The organism is Raineyella sp. W15-4, assembly GCF_033170155.1.
Lineage (GTDB): Bacteria > Actinomycetota > Actinomycetes > Propionibacteriales > Propionibacteriaceae > Raineyella.
On record NZ_CP137079.1, the window covers coordinates 1,968,300 to 1,987,874 of the forward strand.

18 protein-coding genes are annotated in these 19,575 nt (G+C 70.6%); 3 read left to right on the forward strand and 15 right to left on the reverse strand.

Annotated features, from left to right (window positions below; all coding sequences use genetic code 11):
* Positions 1-9: 9 nt before the first annotated feature.
* The 11 genes from secF to priA all read right to left on the reverse strand — a co-directional run bounded on the left by secF (position 10) and on the right by priA (position 11,377).
* The gene (secF, locus tag R0145_RS09220) at positions 10-1,176 is read right to left on the reverse strand and encodes a protein translocase subunit SecF (protein WP_317840112.1); all 1,167 of its coding nucleotides are present in this window, start codon (positions 1,174-1,176) and stop codon (positions 10-12) included.
* Complete coding sequence (secD, locus tag R0145_RS09225; RefSeq protein ID WP_411742106.1) at positions 1,176-2,810, reverse strand: protein translocase subunit SecD; 1,635 nt, start codon at positions 2,808-2,810, stop codon at positions 1,176-1,178. The genes secF and secD overlap by 1 nt, the downstream gene beginning before the upstream one ends.
* Positions 2,811-2,873: 63 nt before the next feature.
* Entirely contained in the window at positions 2,874-3,377 is a 504-nt protein-coding gene (gene yajC / locus R0145_RS09230; protein ID WP_317840114.1) for a preprotein translocase subunit YajC, read from the reverse strand.
* A 39-nt stretch (positions 3,378-3,416) separates the two neighbouring features.
* Entirely contained in the window at positions 3,417-4,448 is a 1,032-nt protein-coding gene (gene ruvB, locus R0145_RS09235; RefSeq protein WP_317840115.1) for a Holliday junction branch migration DNA helicase RuvB, read from the reverse strand.
* Between the two features lie 25 nt (positions 4,449-4,473).
* The gene (gene ruvA / locus R0145_RS09240) at positions 4,474-5,085 is read right to left on the reverse strand and encodes a Holliday junction branch migration protein RuvA (RefSeq protein WP_317840116.1); all 612 of its coding nucleotides are present in this window, start codon (positions 5,083-5,085) and stop codon (positions 4,474-4,476) included.
* Positions 5,082-5,705: a crossover junction endodeoxyribonuclease RuvC gene (ruvC, locus tag R0145_RS09245; protein ID WP_317840117.1), complete on the reverse strand. Its 624-nt coding sequence runs from the start codon at positions 5,703-5,705 to the stop codon at positions 5,082-5,084. Before ruvC ends, ruvA begins: the two co-directional genes overlap by 4 nt.
* A 14-nt stretch (positions 5,706-5,719) precedes the next feature.
* A complete protein-coding gene (locus R0145_RS09250; RefSeq protein WP_317840118.1) occupies positions 5,720-6,487 on the reverse strand; it encodes a YebC/PmpR family DNA-binding transcriptional regulator in 768 nt (255 codons plus the stop codon).
* A 33-nt stretch (positions 6,488-6,520) separates the two neighbouring features.
* A complete protein-coding gene (locus tag R0145_RS09255) occupies positions 6,521-6,727 on the reverse strand; it encodes a hypothetical protein (protein WP_317840119.1) in 207 nt (68 codons plus the stop codon).
* A 7-nt stretch (positions 6,728-6,734) separates the two neighbouring features.
* On the reverse strand, positions 6,735-8,264 hold the full coding sequence (locus tag R0145_RS09260) for a lactate racemase domain-containing protein (protein WP_317840120.1): 1,530 nt from the start codon (positions 8,262-8,264) through the stop codon (positions 6,735-6,737).
* Between the two features lie 16 nt (positions 8,265-8,280).
* On the reverse strand, positions 8,281-10,620 hold the full coding sequence (locus R0145_RS09265) for an SDR family oxidoreductase (RefSeq protein ID WP_317840121.1): 2,340 nt from the start codon (positions 10,618-10,620) through the stop codon (positions 8,281-8,283).
* Between the two features lie 10 nt (positions 10,621-10,630).
* On the reverse strand, positions 10,631-11,377 hold the full coding sequence (priA, locus tag R0145_RS09270) for a bifunctional 1-(5-phosphoribosyl)-5-((5-phosphoribosylamino)methylideneamino)imidazole-4-carboxamide isomerase/phosphoribosylanthranilate isomerase PriA (RefSeq protein ID WP_317840122.1): 747 nt from the start codon (positions 11,375-11,377) through the stop codon (positions 10,631-10,633).
* Between the two features lie 242 nt (positions 11,378-11,619).
* On the opposite strand from priA, the gene R0145_RS09275 reads away from it, so the two are divergent.
* Positions 11,620-14,010, forward strand: a complete 2,391-nt coding sequence (locus tag R0145_RS09275) for a zinc-ribbon domain-containing protein (protein ID WP_317840123.1) — start codon at positions 11,620-11,622, stop codon at positions 14,008-14,010.
* Between the two features lie 58 nt (positions 14,011-14,068).
* Here the strand turns inward: R0145_RS09275 and R0145_RS09280 are convergent, their stop codons facing one another.
* Positions 14,069-14,665: a pyridoxal phosphate-dependent aminotransferase gene (locus tag R0145_RS09280; protein WP_317836540.1), complete on the reverse strand. Its 597-nt coding sequence runs from the start codon at positions 14,663-14,665 to the stop codon at positions 14,069-14,071.
* A 135-nt stretch (positions 14,666-14,800) separates the two neighbouring features.
* Here R0145_RS09280 and istA point away from each other — a divergent pair, with 135 nt between their 5' ends.
* On the forward strand, positions 14,801-16,363 hold the full coding sequence (gene istA, locus R0145_RS09285; protein WP_317836541.1) for an IS21 family transposase: 1,563 nt from the start codon (positions 14,801-14,803) through the stop codon (positions 16,361-16,363).
* Positions 16,360-17,112 carry an ATP-binding protein gene (locus tag R0145_RS09290; protein WP_317836542.1) on the forward strand — a complete coding sequence of 251 codons (753 nt, stop codon included), beginning with the start codon at positions 16,360-16,362 and terminating at the stop codon, positions 17,110-17,112. The genes istA and R0145_RS09290 overlap by 4 nt, the downstream gene beginning before the upstream one ends.
* Here the strand turns inward: R0145_RS09290 and R0145_RS09295 are convergent.
* From R0145_RS09295 to R0145_RS09305, 3 genes are all read right to left on the reverse strand, one after another.
* The gene (locus R0145_RS09295) at positions 17,072-17,782 is read right to left on the reverse strand and encodes a pyridoxal phosphate-dependent aminotransferase (protein WP_317836543.1); all 711 of its coding nucleotides are present in this window, start codon (positions 17,780-17,782) and stop codon (positions 17,072-17,074) included. The two genes, R0145_RS09290 and R0145_RS09295, sit on opposite strands and share 41 nt — an antisense overlap.
* A gap of 26 nt (positions 17,783-17,808) precedes the next feature.
* A complete protein-coding gene (locus R0145_RS09300) occupies positions 17,809-19,332 on the reverse strand; it encodes an IS1634 family transposase (RefSeq protein WP_317836545.1) in 1,524 nt (507 codons plus the stop codon).
* A gap of 102 nt (positions 19,333-19,434) precedes the next feature.
* Positions 19,435-19,572 carry a hypothetical protein gene (locus R0145_RS09305; RefSeq protein ID WP_317836546.1) on the reverse strand — a complete coding sequence of 46 codons (138 nt, stop codon included), beginning with the start codon at positions 19,570-19,572 and terminating at the stop codon, positions 19,435-19,437.
* Between the last annotated feature and the right edge of the window lie 3 nt (positions 19,573-19,575).

The window sequence follows — 19,575 nt, forward strand, 5'->3', positions numbered from 1 at the left end:
GGTTCCCCTTCAGTGCTCGTGGCGGCGCTGGGTGCGGGTGCGGTGCTGCGGCTGGTGGCGCTCCCCCGGCGCGATCGGCGTCGGCGGCTCCGGGGCCACCGGCCGGCTCGTCTCGGTCAGGTCCACGCTCACCACCACCGGCACGGCCGGCCCGTCGATTCCGGGCTGCCCGGCGCTGGCCTCGTCGCGGAGCCGCTCACGCTCCTCGTGCCGGGCCAGCTTGGCCCGCCAGTCCTTCATCGCGGCGGTGCGTTCCTTCATGTCCACCAGCAACGAGGTGGCGATGAAGATCGACGAGTAGGCGCCGGCGATCATGCCGACGAACATCGCCAGCGACAGGTCCTTGATCGGCCCCGTCCCCAGCACGAACACCCCGGCGATCAGCAGGGCGAGCACCGGCAGGACGCCGATGATGGTGGTGTTGATCGACCGGAGCAGCACCTCGTTGAGGCTGCGGTTCGCCGCGGTGGTGTACGTCTCGCGGTGCGAGGGCAGCTCGTGGACGTTCTCCCGGACCCGGTCGAAGACGACCATCGTGTCGTACAGGGAATAGCCGAGGATGGTCAGCAGCGCGGTGAGCGTCGCCGGTGTCACCGAGAACCCGACCCAGGCGTACACCCCGATGGTGACGAGCAGGTCGTGCAGCACCGAGACGATCGCGGCCACCGCCATCCGCCAGTCCCGGAAGTACAGCGCGATCACCAGGCCGACCAGCACCAGGAAGACCGACAGCGCGATGATCCCCTTCTGGGTGATCTGCTGGCCCCAGGAGGCGCCGATCAGGCTGTAGGAGACCTGCTCCGAGGAGACACCGGCCCAGCCGGCGAGCGCCCCGCGGACCTCGGTGACCTCCGCGCTGGTCAGCGACCGGGTCTGCACGTTGACGGTGTTGCCGCCGATCGTGGTGACGGTGACGTCGGACATCTCCGGCAGGCCGGTCCCGGTCACCACCTGTTGGGCGTCGGCGACGGTGGTGGCGGTCACCGCGTGTGGCACCCGGAAGTCGGAGCCGCCGCGGAACTCGATGCTGAGGTTGAGTCCGCGGACCAGCAGGCCGACCACGCACAGGGTCAGCACCACCGCGCTGATCAGGTACCAGCGGCGCCGCCGCGACAGCAGGTCGAAGACGTTCTCGCCGTGGGAGAGCCGGACGAGGGCTCGGAACGGGGCAGCCATCAGGCCTCCTCAGGTGTGCCGGCACCGGACCGGGCGCGGCGGCGACGGATCGGCAGCGACTCCACGCCGATCAGCGTGGGTTCCAGTCCGGAGCCGCGCCGGCCCTCGCCGTAGTACCGGGTGCGCATCAGCAGCGTCATCATCGGCTTGGTGAACAGGAAGGTGATGACGATGTCGATGATCGTCGTCAGCCCCAGGATGAAGGCGAAGCCGCGGACCGTGCCGATCGACAGGATGAACAGCACCAGCGCGCTGAGCAGCTGCACCCCGTCGGAGATCAGGATCGTGCCGCGGGCCTTCAGCCAGCCCGACTCGACGGACGAGCGGAGCGTACGCCCGGCCCGTACCTCGTCCTTGATCCGTTCGAAGAAGATGATGAACGAGTCGGCGGTCACCCCGATACCGACGATCGCGCCGGCCACGCCGGGCAGGTTGAGCGCCACCCCGAGGCCCTGCCCGAGCAGCACCATCAGGCCGTACGTCAGGGCGATGGCCAGCAGGATGGTGGCCATCACCACCCAGGACAGGCTGCGGTAGATGGCGATGGCGAAGGCGGCCACCAGCACCAGACCGAGGGCACCGGCGATCAGCGCACCCTGCAGCTGCTCGCCGCCGAGGACCGGGGACACGGTGTCCACCGAGTCGATGCTCAGCGAGAGCGGGAGGGCGCCGTACTTCAGCACCGAGGCGAGGTTCTGCGCCGCCTCCTGGGTGAAGCCGGTCGACCCGCCGTCGATCTGGGCCCGGCCGTTCGGGATCGCCTCGTTGACCTGGGGGGCGGAGACGACCTTGCCGTCGAGGACGATGGCGAACTGCTTGGACGGCACCCCCTGCGCGAGCTGGGTGGTGGCGTCGGAGAACAGTTGTGCGCCGGTCTGGTCGAACTCCAGGGTGACGACCCACTGCAGCTGGTTCTGCGGGATGCCGGCGGAGGCGGTGGTCACCTGGTTGCCGCTGACCACTGTCGGCCCGAGCAGGTACTTGGTCGTCCCGTCCCGGTCACAGGTCATCAGCGGCTGGTCGGCGACGTCGTTGACCGGCTGCCCACAGCTGTAGGCCTGGAAGTTCGCGAAGTCCTGCTCGGTCGGCTGCCACGCCAGCGCCTTGTCCTGCGTCGTCCCACTGCCCGACGCGGTCGGGTACGCCGAGGGGCTGAGGGTCGGGGTCGCGGCTGCGGTCGCCGCCGGGGCGGTCGGCAGGTTGTTGCCCTGCGGGCTGGTGCTCGCCTGCGGGGTGCTGCCGGACCCGGCCTGCGGGGTCGCCTCGGCGCTCGGCGAGGCCGAGGGGGCAGTCACCGTCTGGCCGTAGTAGACGACCCGGAAGTTGAGCAGGGCGGTCTGGCCGACCATGTCCCGCAGCCGGTCCTGGCTGACGTTGGGGACGCTGACGGTGATCTGGTTGCTGCCGGAGGTGGTGACCTGCGACTCCCCGACACCGAGGCTGTCGACGCGCTGCTGGATGATCGTCCGGGCCTGCTCGAGGCTGGACCGGTCGACCTGACCCGAGCCGGTGGTGTTGGCCGCGGTCAGCGTGATCGTGGTGCCACCGCGCAGATCGAGGCCGAGCTTCGGCAGCCAGCTGCCCATCCCGGCCATGGTCCCGTAGACGGCGGCCAGCACCACGACGACGACCAGCAGCGGCCGCCAGGGGTGGACGGGCTGTGTGGAACGTCCGGACTTCGTCGCCATCGGCCCGGCTCAGGCGTTCCGGGTGCCGGTGCCGGGCTGCCCGTCGTTCTGGCTGTCGTCTTCTGTGACGGAGGTCTCAGTCGCGGTGTCGGGGGTCGTGTCGTCGGCCGGAACGTCCTCGGTCACGTCGGTCGGAGCCGCCTCATCGGTGGCCTCCACCGGTGCTGCCTCGATCTCCGCCGACGCCGCGGCGTCTGTCGGTGCCGCGGTGTCAGCGATGTCGTCGGGGTACTGGTGGAACTCGTCGCGGCTGCGCGGGGTCACCCCGGAGATCAGCCGCTTGTCCACGGTGATCACCACGTCGGGGGCGACCTCGATGCGCGCCTGGACCTCGCCCATCTCGACCAGGGTGCCGTACACGCCGATCTGGGTCTGGACGCGGGCACCGGGGGCGAGCTCCTTCATCAGGTCGGCCTGCTTCTTCGCCTGGACGCGTCCGGGGCGGATCAGCATGAAATAGCCGAGCGCGACGAAGAGCACGATCATCAGCAGGGTGCTGACGGAACCATTCATCTGTCTGAGTTCTCCTGGTCGGGGGTGGACGGGGCGAGTCTAGTCCCACAGCGCGGGGACACCGTTGCCCTCACCGGGAGCACTCAGCCCCAGGTGGGCGAAAGCGGCCGGTGTGGCGACCCGCCCGCGCGGCGTACGCATCATGAAACCGAGCCGGACGAGGAAGGGTTCGGCGACCTCCTCAACGGTGTCCGGCTCCTCCGCGACGGCGATGGCGAGGGTGGACAGACCGACCGGGCCGCCGCCGAAACGCTCGCAGAGCGCGGAGAGGACACCGCGGTCGAGGCGGTCCAGGCCCAGTTCGTCGACCTCGTAGAGGTCGAGGGCGGCCCGGGCGGTGCCCCGGTCGACGATGCCGTCGCCGTGCACCTGGGCGTAGTCCCGGACCCGCCGCAGCAGCCGGTTGGCGATCCGTGGTGTGCCGCGCGAGCGCCGGGCGATCTCGGCGCCGGCGTCCGCCTCGACCGGGACGTCGAGGACCCGGGCGGAGCGCTGCACGATGTGCTCCAGGGCGGTCGGACCGTAGTACTCCAGCTGGGCGGTCATCCCGAACCGGTCCCGCAGCGGGCCGGGCAGCAGCCCGGCCCGGGTGGTCGCGCCGACCAGGGTGAAGTGCGGGATCTCGATCGGGATGGCGGTGGCTCCGGGGCCCTTGCCGACCACGACGTCGACCCGGTAGTCCTCCATCGCCAGGTAGAGCATCTCCTCGGCCGGCTTGGACATCCGGTGGATCTCGTCGAGGAAGAACACCTCGCCGGCGACCAGGCCGGACAGGATCGCGGCGAGGTCGCCGGCGTGCTGGATCGCCGGGCCCGACGAGATCCGCAGCGGCACACCCATCTCGGCAGCGATGATCATCGCCAGCGTCGTCTTGCCGAGGCCGGGCGGGCCCGACAGCAGGACGTGGTCGGGGGTAGTGCCGCGCTGCCGGGCCGCCGCGAGCACCAGCCCGAGCTGGGCGCTCACCCGGGGCTGGCCCTCGAAGTCGGCCAGCCGGGCCGGGCGTAACGCCGCCTCGACAGCGCTCTCCTCGGGCGAGGCGTACGGGTCGATCGCTCCCCGATCCGTCACGACCCCGTCACCTCCCGGTCACTCCTCATCTGGCCAGCGAGCGCAGCGCCGCCCGCATCAACTCTGCCACGCCGATCGACGGATCCTCGGCGACCAGCGGCTCGACCGTGTCGCAGGCCGCCTCCGCGTCCTTGGCCGACCAGCCCAGCCCCTGCAGCCCGGTGGAGACCTGCTCCCGCCACAGCGGCCGTTCCAGCGCGCCGACCGCCGGGGTGCCCGGTGCCGCCTCGACCCCGAGCCGGACCACCTTGTCCTTGAGCTCGACCAGGATCCGTTCGGCAGACTTCTTGCCCACCCCGGGCACCCTGGTGAGGGCGTGCAGGTCCTCGGCCCGGATCGCCGTGACCAGCGCGGCCGGGTCCAGCAGGGACAGGATCGCCAGGGCGAGCTTGGGGCCGACGGAGTTGACCCCCAGCAGCATCTCGAAGGCCTCCCGCTCGACCGGGTCGACGAACCCGAACAGCGTGAACACGTCCTGGCGCACCTGCAGCGAGGTCTCCACGTGGCCCGGCTCCCCCGGGCGCAGTCCGGACAGCGCCCGGGCGGTGCACTGCACCTCCAGCCCCAGGCCGCCGACGTCGATCACGGCGGAGGTGGCCCGGACCGCGGTCACGGTCCCGGTGAGGTGCGCGATCACCGCGGCGTTTCCTTCCAGGTCGGCCGGCGGCTCGTCCGATGGGCGTCGACCGCCTGTTGCCACCGGTTCGTCGTGGCCGCGGCGCCCCGTGCCGCGGCCTCCAGCCGGGATCCGCCGAGACCGTTCGCCTCGAGACCGTACGACTCCAGAGCCGTCCGCCAGACGTGACACACCGCCAGCGCCACCGCGTCGGCAGCGTCGGCCGGCCGGGGCATCTCGGCCAGCCCGAGGATCCGGCTGACCATCAGCCCGACCTGCTTCTTGTCGGCCCGGCCGGACCCGGTGACCGCGGCCTTCACCTCCGAGGGGGTGTGCAGCCGCACCGGCAGGCCGTGCCGGGCGCCGACCAGCATGGCCACCCCGGCGGCCTGGGCGGTGCCCATCACCGTCGGGCTGTTGTGCTGGGCGAAGACCTGCTCGATCGCGACCACGTCCGGGTGGTGCTCCCGCAGCTTGGCCTCGATCTCCCGCTCCAGCTGCACCAGCCGGCGCGGAGTGTCGAGGTCGACCGGGGTGCGGAAGACCCCGACGTCGACCAGGGCGCACCGGCGGGACCGGTCGCCGTCGACGACGCCGAAGCCGCACCGGGTCAGGCCCGGGTCGATGCCGAGGACACGCACGCGCTCGCCCGGCCTCAGTCCTCGGCGAGGGAGGCCAGCGCCGCGGCGTCGGGCTCGTAGTTGCCGTAGACGTTCTGGACGTCGTCCAGGTCGTCGATGGCGTCGACGAGCTTCTCCACCTTCTCGAAGGTCTCCAGATCCACCTGCTGGGTGAAGTCCGGCACGAACTCCACCTCGGCGGAGTCGTAGTCGAGTCCGGCGGCCTGGACGGCCTTGCGGACCTCGACCACCGCGTTCGGGTCGCTGATCACCCGGAAGGCGTCGCCGCCGTCCTGGACGTCCTCGGGGTCGGCCTCCAGGGTCGCCTCGAGCAGGTCGTCCTCGGTGACCTCCTTGCCGTCCTGCTTCTTGGCGACCGAGACGACGCCCTTGCGCTGGAACATCCGCGAGGTCGACCCCGGGTCGGCGACGGTGCCGCCGTTGCGGGTGATCGCCACCCGGACGTCGGACGCGGCCCGGTTGCGGTTGTCGGTCAGGCACTCGATCAGCAGGGCGATGCCGGCGGGGCCGTACGCCTCGTACATGATCGTCTCGTAGTTGACGGCCTCGCTGCCCTCACCGGAGCCGCGCTTGACCGCGCGGTCGATGTTGTCGTTCGGCACCGACGTCTTCTTCGCCTTCTGGATGGCGTCGTAGAGGGTCGGGTTGCCGGCCGGGTCACCGCCGCCGACCCGGGCGGCGACCTCGATGTTCTTGATCAGCTTGGCGAAGAGCTTGCCGCGCTTGGCATCGATGACGGCCTTCTTGTGCTTCGTGGTGGCCCACTTGGAATGCCCACTCATGGGTGGCTCCTGTCGTTCGTACGCCCCGGGGCGTCAGCCCCAGATGCGGGGGTGTTCGGGGGTCGCGGGCGCCGACTGCGCCCAGCGGCGGCGCCATGGCGCGGCACCGCTCTCGACGGCGGCCGCCGTCCGGCCGGTGAACCGATCGGTCCAGCCGGCGGCGGGAGGCCGCTCCCCACCGGGGTCGGGTACCCGTCCTCCGGCGATCTCGGTGCTGATCGCTGAGCTGTCAACGCTCATGGCTGTGTCACCCCCGTCCTTCCACGACATCAGGGACCATGGTCGCCCCGGCGTGCAGGTAGGCCACCTGCGGATCCGGGCCGATCCGGTTCGAGACGATCTCCAGGGCGTCGGCGAGGGTCGTCGCCGCCCGCATGCCCATCCGGACCGCACTGTCGCGGTCCGCGCCGACCCAGACGATGTCGCCGCAGTGGGCGCGGGCCCGGGAGATCGCGTACCACTGGTACACCGGCAGGATACCCGCGTAGGCGTGCTGGTCGCGGTGGACGTGGCCGTACCACTCGTCCTCCGCGTACCGGCGCTCGTGCTCGGCGTTGACCACCGCCGGGTCGGTGGTCCGGGTGAGCACCTGGGCGAAGAAGTCGCCCGACGCCTGGTGCTCGGTGCTGGAGAAGTCCTGGCGCAGCGGGTGGCAGACGATCACCGCGCCGCCCGGGCGCACCGGGCTGCCGGGACGCTCCAGTCCCTGCAGCGCCGACCAGGCCGCGGTCAGCGGGTCGACGCTCGTCCCGGCGTTGTACCGGGTGCGGCCGGGCACTCCGGTGATCAGCACATCGACCGGGGCCGGCAACTGGACCACCTGCTGGTCGGCCAGCACCCGGCGGGTCACCTCCGCGACCCGGGCCGGCGCCCCGGCCGCGATGACCGCGGTCCGGCGCGGCTGGCCGGCCTCCCACATCGCCCGGTGCAGGCGTTCCCGGGCCACGCCCTGCGCCTGCCGGGCGAGGCTCAGCGCCAGCCGCTGGCGTACGCTCCACTCCCACTCCCGGCGGCCCAGGTAGTCGAAGGCGGGCGCGACGTCGGCCTGGTCGGTGACCACGTCGATGGCGAACAGCGGCAGCTTCTCGGCGAGCACCGCGGCGACCCGCTCCGCGGCACCGTCCACCGCGCCGAAGCCGTGGCAGGCGTCGAGGGTGGCGAGGGCGACGACGCCGCCGGCCAGGAACCCGGCGCCGGTGTCGCCGGACTTCCGGGCGACGTTGACCGTCACCACCAGATCGGACTCGGCCAGCCGGCGGTCGACCAGCACCGGCTCCCCGGCCGGGGTCAGCCCCAGATCGACGGCACCCGCCGGATCGGCCAGGTCATACTGGAGGATCAGCCCGTCCGGCCCCAGGGCGTCGACCACCCGCTGTCCCAGCACGGCGACGAGCTCGGCCCGGGTGAGTCGGCGGCCGGCGCCGACGGCGATGAGCACCCGGACGTCGTTCACCCGGCGGGAGGCGGCCACCTCGAGCACCTGCTCGACCAGCCGGCCGCGGATGTCCTGCGCCATCGGCGCCACCTCGAGTCCGGTCACCACCACGGTGAGTCGGCGGCCGGGCCCGAGCCGGTCGGCCAGCGGGGCGGAGCCGTGCGGGGAGCTCAGGGCATCGCCGATCGCCTGGTCGACGTCCAGGATGCTGACGTCGTGCTCGTTCGGGTACACCACCTGGGTGCCGAGCGGCAGCGACGCCAACCGGCCCGCCCCGCCGTCGCCGATCAGCAGCGGGGGCGTACGCTTCTCGACCTCGAGGATGAATCCCGGTCGTGACATGTGCGGTTCTCCTCGGTTATCGGCCACGCGGCCGGTTGCGGCTCCCGGCGCTGTGGGAGCTCCATTCCACGATGGACCAGTGGTCGGCCTGCGCCACCCGCATCAGCGGGACGTCGGGATTGACGGCCACCGGGTTGCCGACCGCGCGCAGCATCGACTCGTCGGCGTGCGAGTCGGCGTACGCGTAGCTGGTCGCCAGGTCGATGTCGTGGGTGGCCGCGTAGTACCGCAGCCAGGCCGGGCGGGACTCCCCGACCAACGGCGGCCCGGTCAGGTAGCCGGTGCAGCGCCCCTGCGCGTCGGTGGCCAGCTCCGCCGCGACGATCTCGTCGAACAGCGGCACCAGCGGGCGGGTGAACGGCCGGATGGTGCCGGTCAGCAGCACCGTCACGTGCCCGGCGTCGCGGTGCTCGCGCACCCGGCGGATCGCCTCCGGGGCGAGCCGGTCCAGGATCACCTCGGTGAGCTCCCGGTCGACGAAGTCCTCCAGTGCCGACAGGTGGGCGCCGCGGTAGCGGCGGTAGAGGGCGCGCAGGAAGGCACCGCGGTCCCGGTTCTCCATCCACAGGTAGCCGGGCAGGTCACGGGCCAGCGAGGCGACCTCCTTGGTCCGGTCCCACCGGCTGAGTTCCGGCAGCCGGGCCCACAGGTAGCTGCGCACCACATCGGAGTTGAGCACCGTGCCGTCGAGGTCGAACGCGGCCAGCACGGTGCCCGGCCGCTTCGCCGGGGTCAGCTCGCGGTAGGTCGCCGGGCGGGCGCTGCGCCGCCGCTTCAGCTCCTCCATCCGGCGCACCGGCTTGGTCACCGCCGGGCAGTGGATGCCCTCGATGTAGTCCTTCCAGTCGTACACCGAGGAGTCGAAGGCGAACGCCTCCAGGTCGGCGGGATCGAGCTGGTGGTGCAGGGCCAGGGTGTTGTTGTCGAGGTAGGTGACCTCGGAGCGCAGGTACTCCCCGTAGATGGTGAGGTAGCGGCGGAGGAAGGCAATCTGCGCCCCACCCTTGTCCAGGTCCCGGGCCAGCCGGCGGAACACCTCCACCCGCGGGGCGACCTTGAGCGCCATGTCGGCGAACTGGTAGGCCTTCGTCGAGGTGTTCAGCAGCTGGTCGACCCGCTGGGCGCCGGGGAAGCTCCAGGTCGGCAGATGGGCCGCGCCGCGGCCGCCGGGGGTGAGCGGGTGCTCGAGGAAGTAGGACCGGACGTGGTCGTAGAGGTCGGCGAAGGTCAGCGGGTTCCGGGCTCCGGAGTTGACGTGGTAAAAGACCGGCCGGCCGGCCTCGGGCCGGGTGGCGCACACCGCCAGGGTTGCGTTGACGACCATGTCGACGGGCACGATGTCGATCACCGAGTCCGGCGAGGCGGGCAGCTCGGGCATGTTGCCCTTGCCGTACGCCAGGATGATCGGGTCAGCCATCTTGAAGCCCTCGATCCATCCCGGGTGGGGGTACTTCAGCGAGGACTCGACGATCGCGGGCCGGACCACCGACACCATGATGTTGCGGCCGACATCGGCGACGACGCGTTCACCGAGAGCCTTGGTGAAGGTGTAGCAGTCGGTCCAGCCCAGCGAACGGGCCCGTTCGGTGCCGGCCTCGACCAGCTTGTCGTGCACCCAGTCCAGCCGCCGCTGCTCGGTGTCCCGGGCAGTGGTGAGGTAGCCCGCCTTGCGGTGCACCCGCTCCGCCTGGCGGCGCAGCCGGGTGAGCCGCTCCGGCGTCCGCGACTCCAGCTCGATGGTCTCCTTGAGCTTCAGCCCCCACCGGGTCTCGGTGTCGTAGTCGATGTCATGGACGTGCTGTGCCTCGGGGATCATCCCGCGGCGCCGGCCGGCGGTGTAGGCGGTGGAGACGTGTACGTAGTGCGGCACCTTGACCAGTGCACCGGTCTCATCGGTGACCGCCGCGAGCATCGCGTCCATCAGCGCCCGGGTGCCGACGGTGTTGGTGGCAAAGGCCTTGTCGATCGGCGGGTCGAAGGAGACGTCGCCGGCACAGTGCAGGACCACGTCGAGGTCGCGGGGCAACGGCGGGACGTTGGGCAGATCGCCCTCGATCACCTCGATCCGGGCGTCGACCAGTTCGGTCTTGCCGCCGGCGGTCTTCACCAGGTCACGGAAGATCGGCTTGCCGACCAGGGTGATCACCCGGTCCCGCGCCGAGGCCGAGCCCTTGCGGCGGACCAGCACGGCCGGGGTGGTGTCGGGCAGCTCGGTGAGGATCTTCCAGAGCAGGTGCTCGCCGATGAAGCCGGTCGCGCCGGTCATCACGATCTTCTTGCCCGCCAGCAGGTCACGCAGCCGGCCGCCCAGCGGCGGCGGCCCGACGACCTCGGGGATGTCGGTGGATATCGTCAACGGATCGGTCCTACTGCTCGAGGGCGGCTGAGATGCTGCGGGTGAGATCCAGGGCTTCCTCAACGGTGAAGTTGCCGAGATAGAGGGCGGTGCCGACGATGGCACCCTCGACGCCGATGGAGACCAGTCCGGCGAGTTGGCGCAGGTCCTCCAGGCTGGAGACGCCGCCCGAGGCGACCACCGGGGCGTCGGTGCGGGCACAGATCGCGCCGAGCAGCTCCAGGTTCGGACCGGACAGCATGCCGTCGGAGCGGACGTCGGTGACCACGTAGCGGCGGCAGCCCGCCCGGTCGAGACGCTCCAGGACCTCGAAGACGTCGCCGCCCTCACGGGTCCAGCCGCGGGCCGCCAGCCGGTCGCCCTTGACGTCGAGACCGATCGCCACCTTGTCACCGTACGTACGGATCACCTCGGCGCACCACTCCGGCCGTTCCAGCGCCGCCGTGCCGATGTTGACCCGGGTGCAGCCGGTGGCCAGCGCCCGCTCCAGCGAGGCGTCGTCGCGGATGCCCCCGGACATCTCGACCTTCAGATCGACCGATCGGACGACCTCGGCCAGGACGTCGGCATTGTCCCCCTCCCCGAAGGCAGCGTCGAGATCCACCAGGTGGAGCCACTCGGAGCCGGCGTCCTGCCAGCGGCGGGCCGCCGCCAGCGGGTCCCCGAAGCGCTTGTCGGTGCCGGCGATCCCCTGGACCAGCTGAACGGCCTGTCCGTGACGGACGTCGACGGCGGGAAGAAGTTCCAAAGGCTTCACAACCCGGCAGCCTACCCGACCGGACGGTCCCGGACGGTCGGCCGTCGCCGCGACGGCGCCGGCGGAGCGCGCCGCGTGCCACATCCCAGGACCGTGACCACCACGGCTTGAATATCAGCCATATGGTTGAGATTCAAGATGCCGACGGTCACGCAGCATCCACGCCGACATCGGGGGGAAACGATGCAGAAAGCTGCCGCAGGCTCATCATCCGAGGGGTCCGACAGGCCTGGGGGGCTGCCGTGACCGCGCCGTTGAGCAGCACGCATCCCGACATCGCGGCGACTCTTGATGCGGCGCGGTCCGGTTTCACGGCCGAGGAGGTGGTCGCGGGGTCGAACCGGGTCGGCTTCTGGTGGTGCCCGGAGCATCCGGAGATCCCGTTCCGGGCGAAGGTCGCTCAGCGGACCCGGGGCCAGGGCTGCAGGATCTGCGCCGGGCGTCAGGTCGTGGCCGGCTACAACGACCTGGCCACCACCCACCCGGCGATCGCCGCGACCCTGCTCGCCGAGGAATCCGGCTTCGACGCCACCCAGGTGGCGGCGGGGTCCGGCCGGGCCGGGCTGTGGCGGTGTCCCGCCCACCCGCAGGTGCCGTTCCGGGCCCGGGTCGTCGACCGGATCCGCGGCCAGGCCTGCGGGATCTGCACCGGCCGCCAGGTCGTCGCCGGCTACAACGACCTGGCCACCACCCACCCGGCGATCGCCGCGACCCTGCTCGCCGAGGAATCCGGCTTCGACGCCACCCAGGTGGTCGCCGGCTCGGGCCGGATCGGGTACTGGCACTGTCCCATCCACCCGCACTTCCCGTTCCGGGCCGCGGTCGACAGCCGCACCCGCGAGGTCGGCTGTGGGATCTGCGCCGGCCGCCAGGTCGTCGCCGGCTACAACGACCTGGCCACCACCCACCCCGCCATCGCGGTCCTGCTCGACCCGGAGCGTTCCGGCTTCACCGCCCGCCAGGTCACCGCCGGCTCCAGTCGGACGGGGTGGTGGCGCCGTGGCCTGGACTCGGTCCAGGTTGTCCGCCAGCCGGTCTTCCGGATGACCCGCAGAGCCCGCCCCGCCAGGGATCGCCGACCCCGCAAGAGACTGGCCGTCACCCACCCGGAGATCGCCGCCACCCTCGACGCCGAGAGGTCCGGGTTCGCCGCCACCGAGGTGACCGCCGGCTCGGGACGGATCGGCTGGTGGATCTGCGACGCCCACCCGGGCATCCCGTACAAGGCAACGGTGAACCAGCGGACCCGCGGCCAGGGCTGCGGGATCTGCGCCGGCTACCAGATCGTCGCCGGCCACAACGACCTGGCCACCACCCACCCCGCCATTGCCGCGACCCTGCTCGCCGACCAGTCCGGCTTCGACGCCACCCAGGTCACCGCCGGCTCAGGCCGGACCGGCCTGTGGTGGTGCCCCGAGCACCCATCGATCCCGTTCACCGCCCGGGTCGCCGAACGCTCCCGCGGGTGCGGCTGCGGGATCTGCGCCGGCTACCAGATCGTCGCCGGCCACAACGACCTGGCCACCACCCACCCCGCCATTGCCGCGACCCTGCTCGCCGACCAGTCCGGCTTCGACGCCACCCAGGTCACCGCCGGCTCGAGCCGGACCGGCCTGTGGTGGTGCCCCGAGCACCCCGACGTCCCGTTCACCGCGAAGGTCAACCACCGCGCCCGGGGACAACGCTGCACCACCTGCACTCACCGCGGCCACCGTGTCACCACCCACGTCGCGGGAGATCAGGACGCTTCGGTGGCTCTCGCGTCGCACTGCCGCGGGACGGCTGTGCCTCGGCCGCCCGGCTCCTCCCGTTCGACCGATGCTCCCCCGGTCCGACGTCGGGATCGGTCCCGTCGCGTCGCCGAGAGCCGGCCGCCACCGGCATCCGCCACCGATCGCGAGCGCGGGTGGACTGGCCGATGCTGTGGGGTAGCCACAGCCATGAGCGCTACCGTGTGGGATCAGGCTGCACTCTCGACAAGAGAGCTGATTCGGGAGGATATCGTGGGCACCAGCCGACCCGGTGGATACGCGACAGGTCGCGCCACCAAAGCCGACATCGTCGCCAAGGCCACCGAGGTCTTCCGTGAGGTCGGCTTCGCCGGGACATCATTGCGCGAGATCGCGCGACGGTGCGGCATCTCCCACGCCACCCTGCAGCATCACTTCGCGGACAAGGCCGCGCTGTTGATCGCCGTGCTGGAGCAGCGGGATGTCGAGGGGCGCCGGAGCTTCCCGGGGTACCAAGGGATCGACGACCTGTTCCTCCGGATGGTCGATCTCGCCAGCCGCAATGCCGAGTCGCCCGGACTCGTCCAGTTGTTCACGGTGATCGCGGCGGAGGCCGCCGATCCGGGGCACCCCGCCCACCAGTTCTTCCAGAATCGCACTGTAAAACGAAGCATCGCCGAGAACCTCGCCCTTGCCCAGGACAACGGTGAGATCGACCCCTCACTCGACCCGGAGGAGCTGTCCACCACTATCGGCGCCCTCTGGGACGGTCTCCAGCTCGATGCCCCGTTGAGTCCGGTCCCCTACGACGTGTCCCACCATTTGGAGCTCTTCTTCACCCTTCTGCTCGGACGGCCGCTGCGCCGGCCGGCGACGCCGGTACCGGAACCGGACGAGGAATAGTGGGTAGGTCCCACCGACGCCCTGCAACAATGGCTTCGGGCGAACGGTCGGCACCGACTCATCGACACGGCCGGGCCGGTCCCTGCGGTCCGATCCCGGTGCCTTGCTGCTCGGGCCCCGGCAGGCGACTCAACGCCTCGACCAGCAGCTCCCGTTGCCCGGCGAAGCACACCCTCACCCAGCCCTCGCCAGCCGCACCGAAGGCGTTGCCCGGAGCGACGGCGACCCGCCGGCTCAGCAGGAACTCCTCCGCCCACGCAGCGACGTTCCCGCCGGTCACGTGCGACAGGTCGATCCACAGGTAGAACGCCCCGGCAGGCCGGTGGTAGCGCAGCCCCTTGGTGTCGAGCACCGCACAGGCGGCCGCCAGGTTGCCCCGGTAGTGTGCCCGGGCTGTACGCACGTCGTCCTGGCTGCCCTCCACGGCGGCGAGCGCGGCGTACTGAGCGGGGGCGTTGATGCAGCTGACCACGGATTCCTGGGCGGCGGCGAAGCGTTCGCGCAGCCCGGCGGGCGTGACCAGATAGCCGATCCGGGCGCCGGTCAAGGCGTACGTCTTCGACAGTGAATACACGCCGAACACGCGGTTCTCGGTGTCGACCGCAGCCGCGCTGACGAATCCGGGTGTCCAGTGAATATTCGGCCTCAGGGGCACCACCGGTAGTGGGTTCGAGCGCCACCGTCCGGGGCAGGGATTATTCGACGTGAGCGCCGGGGTTGGCGTGGTTCGGCGCCGCCCTGTCAGGCTCCTTCTGCCATGCGCCTACCGCATGGCAGAAGGAGTATCGCAATGGTACGAAGGATTCAGGCGAAGTCCGTGCTTCGCCTCCGGGCCGAGGGCCTGTCAGGGCGAGCGATCGCCGCGTCCCAGCAGATGTCGCGTCACAGCGTCGCGGCGGTGATCGACGCTGCTGATCAGGCTGGGGTCGGCTGGGATGAGGTCGCCGACTTGACTGATGCCGAGGTCTACTCGTTGTTGTTCCCGGGCCGGGACGAGCACGTGAGTGTGTTCAGCGAGCCGGACTGGGCCCGGGTGCACCGGGAGTTGGCGCGGGTCGGGGTGACGCTGCGGCTGCTGCACGCCGAGTACGTCGACGCCACGACGGGTGCCGGGGGTGTGGCGATGGGCTATGACCGGTTCTGCAAGTCCTACGGCCGGTATCTGCTGGTGACCGGCGCGTCCTCGCGGGTCGGTCACAAGGCCGGCAGGACTGTCGAGGTCGATTGGTCGGGCCCCACGATGCGCCTGGTCGATCCGGTGGCAGGGACGTCGCAGCGGGTGTATCTGTTCGTGGGGTGTCTGCCGTTCAGCCGGTATGCGTTCGTGGAGCCGACCGTGGACATGCGTCAGGACAGTTGGCTAAGGGCGCATGTGGCGATGTTCGAGTTCTTCGGCGGTTCGGTGCCCCGGATCGTGTCGGACAACCTGAAGACCGGCGTGATCACCCACCCCCGTGAGGGTGAGATTGTCCTGAACGACGCCTACCGAGAACTCGCCGCGCACTACTCGGCGGCCGTGCTGCCGGGGCGGGTCCGCAAACCGAAGGACAAGGCGAGTGTGGAGAACACGGTCGGCAACATCGCCACCGCTGTGATCGCCGCGCTGCGCGAGGAGACGTTCACGACCCTGACGCAGTTGCGGGCCGCGATCCGGGAACGGCTGGCCGACTACAACGCCACACCCTTCCAGAAGCGCGCAGGCTCACGGACCTCGGTGTTCACCAGCGAGGAGGCGCCGCTGCTGCGCCCGCTGCCGGTCGTGGCGTTCGAGATCTCCCAGTGGGTCCGGGGCCGGCGGGTCGGCCGCGACGGGCACGTGGTCTGGGCCAAGAATCGCTACTCGGTGCCGTTCGTCCACATCGGGACCCATGTCGACCTGCGGATCAGCGACACCACGCTGGAGGTCTGGCGCCACGACGAACGCCTCGCGTCCCACCCGCTGCTGGCGGCCACGGCGGTCAACCAGTACCGCACCCGGCCCGCCGACCTGCCCGACGGCAAGCCCTGGCGAGAATGGGATCCGGACCGGGTCAGGGCCTGGGCGGGCCGCATCGGCCCCGACACCACCACCGTCGTGGATCGGATCTTCGCGTCCGTGACGATCGAGGAGCAGGGCCTGAATGCGGCCCTGGCCGTCCTACGCCTGTCGCGGCGCTACTCGGCACCGAGGCTAGAGGCCGCCAGCCGGATCGCGCTCACGGCGGGCATCCGAACACCGCGCTACGCCCACCTGGCCCCGATCCTGGCGACCGGGCAGGACAAGACCCGCCCCGACCACACCCCACCACCGCGCGAGAGCGCCGACGCCGGGTTCGTTCGTGGGGCCGACTACTACGCCGGAGGATCCCGATGAGCGCCCTGGACATGGAGACCAAGCGCAAGCTGCGCGAGATGGGCGTCGGCGACCTGGCCGACGCGCTCGAGGCCCAGGACGACGCCCTCACCATGGATCTGCCGTTCGCCGAACGGGTCCGGCTCGCGGTCGACGACGCGCACGGCGCGTTCACCGATACCAAGGTCGCCGGCCTGATCCGCCGGGCCGGGCTGCGTTACCCGAACGCAGACCTACGCGCCCTCGACCTGATCGAACAACGCGGCCTGGACCGCACTGTCCTGGCCGAACTGGCGACCTGCCGGTTCATCACCGCCAACCGCAGCGTGGTCCTGGAAGGCTTCACCGGCTCGGGCAAGTCCTACCTCGCCTCCGCGCTGGCCCGCAACGCCTGCCACCACCGGATCCGGGCCCACGTGATCCGGATGCCCGACCTGGTCGAGGCCTGGACCCTGGCCCGCGACCAGACCCAGGGCGCCACCAAGTTCCTGCGCAAGTACGCCGCGTTCAACCTCCTCGTGCTGGACGAGTGGCTCCTCGACCAGCCCGACGAGGCCACCCGGACGATGCTGCTCGAACTGATGGAACGCCGCCACGACACCGGCTCGACCGTGTTCGCCACCCAGTACCCCAAGAAGGACTGGCACCAGCGCCTCGGCGGCGGAGTCCGCGCCGACGCGATCATGGACCGGATCGTCCACACCGCGATCTGGATCAACACCGGACCCATCAACATGCGAGAACGAGCGGCCCAGACCCAGACCCTCTGACCCCACGCTGAGCGCCAGCGGCACCCACCCACCGCCGCTGGCGCTCACCCGCACCAACCGGTGGCGCCCAAGCCCGATAACCGGTGGCGCTCAACGTCAATAACTGGTGGCGCTCAACCCTCCAAATACTCATCCAGGTCAGGTACTCGTAGACCTCGTCACTGATCACCCACAGGTCGTGCCGGGAGGCGAACGCGAGCAGCGCCGCCACGGTCGTACGGTCGAAGACCACGCCGAGCGGGTTGGAGGGGCTGTTGATGAGCAGCGCCCGGGTGGACGGGGTGACGAGGGACTCCAGCTCGGTCAGATCGGGCCGGAAGCCGTGCGGCGAGCTCAGCGGGTACGGCACCGGGACCGCACCCAACAGCCGAGGCGTCATGGAGAACGTCGGGTAGCCGGGATCGGGGATGAGGATCTCGCTGCCGGCCTCGAGGGTGAACGACATCGCCATGTGCAGCGCCTGGGCCCCGCCCGACGTCACGTGCACCTGCTCGTCGCTGACCCGGTAGCCGTTGTACCGATCGAGTTTGGCGGCAATCGCTCGGCGCAGCGGGGCGATCCCGCTGTTCGGGGTGTAGGCGGTGTCGTCGCGTTCCCATGCCTCGGCTCCGGCACGCAGGATGTGGCACGCGACGGGCAGCTCGGGCTCGCCGACCGCCAGCGGGATCACGTCGTCCAGACCTGACTTGCACAGTTTTAGTGCCCCGTGAGGTCGGGGATCTTGTCGAGGATGGCGGCGGCGTCACTGCTGAGGCGGGGCTGGGCGGTGACCTGTTCACCGGCGATGGTGATCGTGACGGTCTGGAGGGGTCGCAGGGTCTGAACGAGCCTCTTGATGCTGACCCCGGTGCGCTGCTGCAGGTAGCGCGAAACGGCGAGGGCGGCGAAGACGACCGTGAGGTGGGCCTCGATGGAGTCCTTCTTGTGATGGAAGACCGGCCGCGCGGCGAGATCGCTCTTCGTCATTCTGAAGGACGCCTCGACGTGCCACAGGTCGTGGTAGGCCGCCACGACAGCCTCGGCGTCCATCACGTCGGCACCGATGTTGGTGACGTAGCCCTTGTAGCCGGTGGAGGCGCGGGCCCGTTCGATCACAGCCCAGTTGACCTCGGCCTTCTTCCCCTCCCCGTCGCCGGTGACGGTCACGAACCGGTCCCGGGCGACGGGCCGCTTGCCCGCGGCGACTTTCTCGGCCTTGGCGATCTGGGCGTTGATCGCGCGATCCTCACGCCGTCGCCGGGCCGCGGAGTAGTGGTAGACGACCCGGCGGGTGCGCCTGTCCTTCCCGGTTCCCATGGCGCGGCTCGTCTCGATCGTGGCACCGTCGGGGGAGTAGTTCCCGTGCGCCTCGAAATGGTCAGCCAGATCGTAGGGTGCCCGCGACTGCCGTGACCCGACGATGAACCGACAGCCGACATCCTCCAGCGCGTTCAGGTTCGTCGCGGACAACATCCCGGCGTCCGCGACGACCACCAGCTCGGTGATGCCGTGACGGGCCCGGAAAGCCTTGATCACCGGCACCAGCGTTTTCGTCTCGGCCTTGGCCCCGTCGAACATCGCGATCTCCAGGGGGAACCCGCCGGCGTCGACCAGCAGACCGACGCTGACCTGCGGGTCGATGCGGTGTTCCTTGCTCATGCCGACCTTGCGGAGCCGGTCCTCGTCAGTGATCTCGAAGTGGAGTGTCGTCAGGTCGTACATGACCAGGGCGACCGGACCGGCGGCCTGGACGTGGGCCCAGCAGGCGGTCGCGACCCGGCCGCGATAGTTCCGCTCGACGCAGCGGCGCAGGCAGTTGCCGATCGTGTTGCGGTGCGGCGTGGCCAGCCCCAGGTCGCCCAGTACCCGGATCGTGTCGAGTTTCGAGGTCGGCTCGATGATCCTCGCGGCGACCAGCTGGGCGAACACCCCGTCCCCGAGCTGGTCGAAGCCCAGATGGCGGTAGGCACCCATGAGGGCGTCCCACAACAGCCGGCTGGCCTTCGCCTCCACCACCGGCCCCGACGGTGCCGGACCAGGCGGGACGGGATCGAACGGCAACGCCTCGTCCTGGAGGCCATGCAGACGCTGCTGGGCTGCGCTGAGCAGCACCGCCAGCTCGGTCTCGTCATGGGCCGAGCCGACATGCTCCACGATCCGACGCTGCCCGTTGCGCTTCTCCACGATCTGCACCGCGGTCGCACCCGAGGCCGTCTTCACCTTCCGCAGGAACGGGCTCACCCCCGCCAGCCTACAGAACCCCCCGATTAGTGCCCCAAAACCGACCCCCAAACCGACTCCCACAAGGCCATCTACCTCGCCGAGAAGCCTCACTTGTGCAAGTCAGGCCAGACCAGCGGCGAGCTCGAAGATCCGCCGGATCCCCGACGACGGGACGGCGGCGATGGTCGAGGCGATCCGTGGCATGAGCGGTCCTTCCGACGACTGCTCGGCAGCGTAGGACGGAAATATGACAGTCATGAC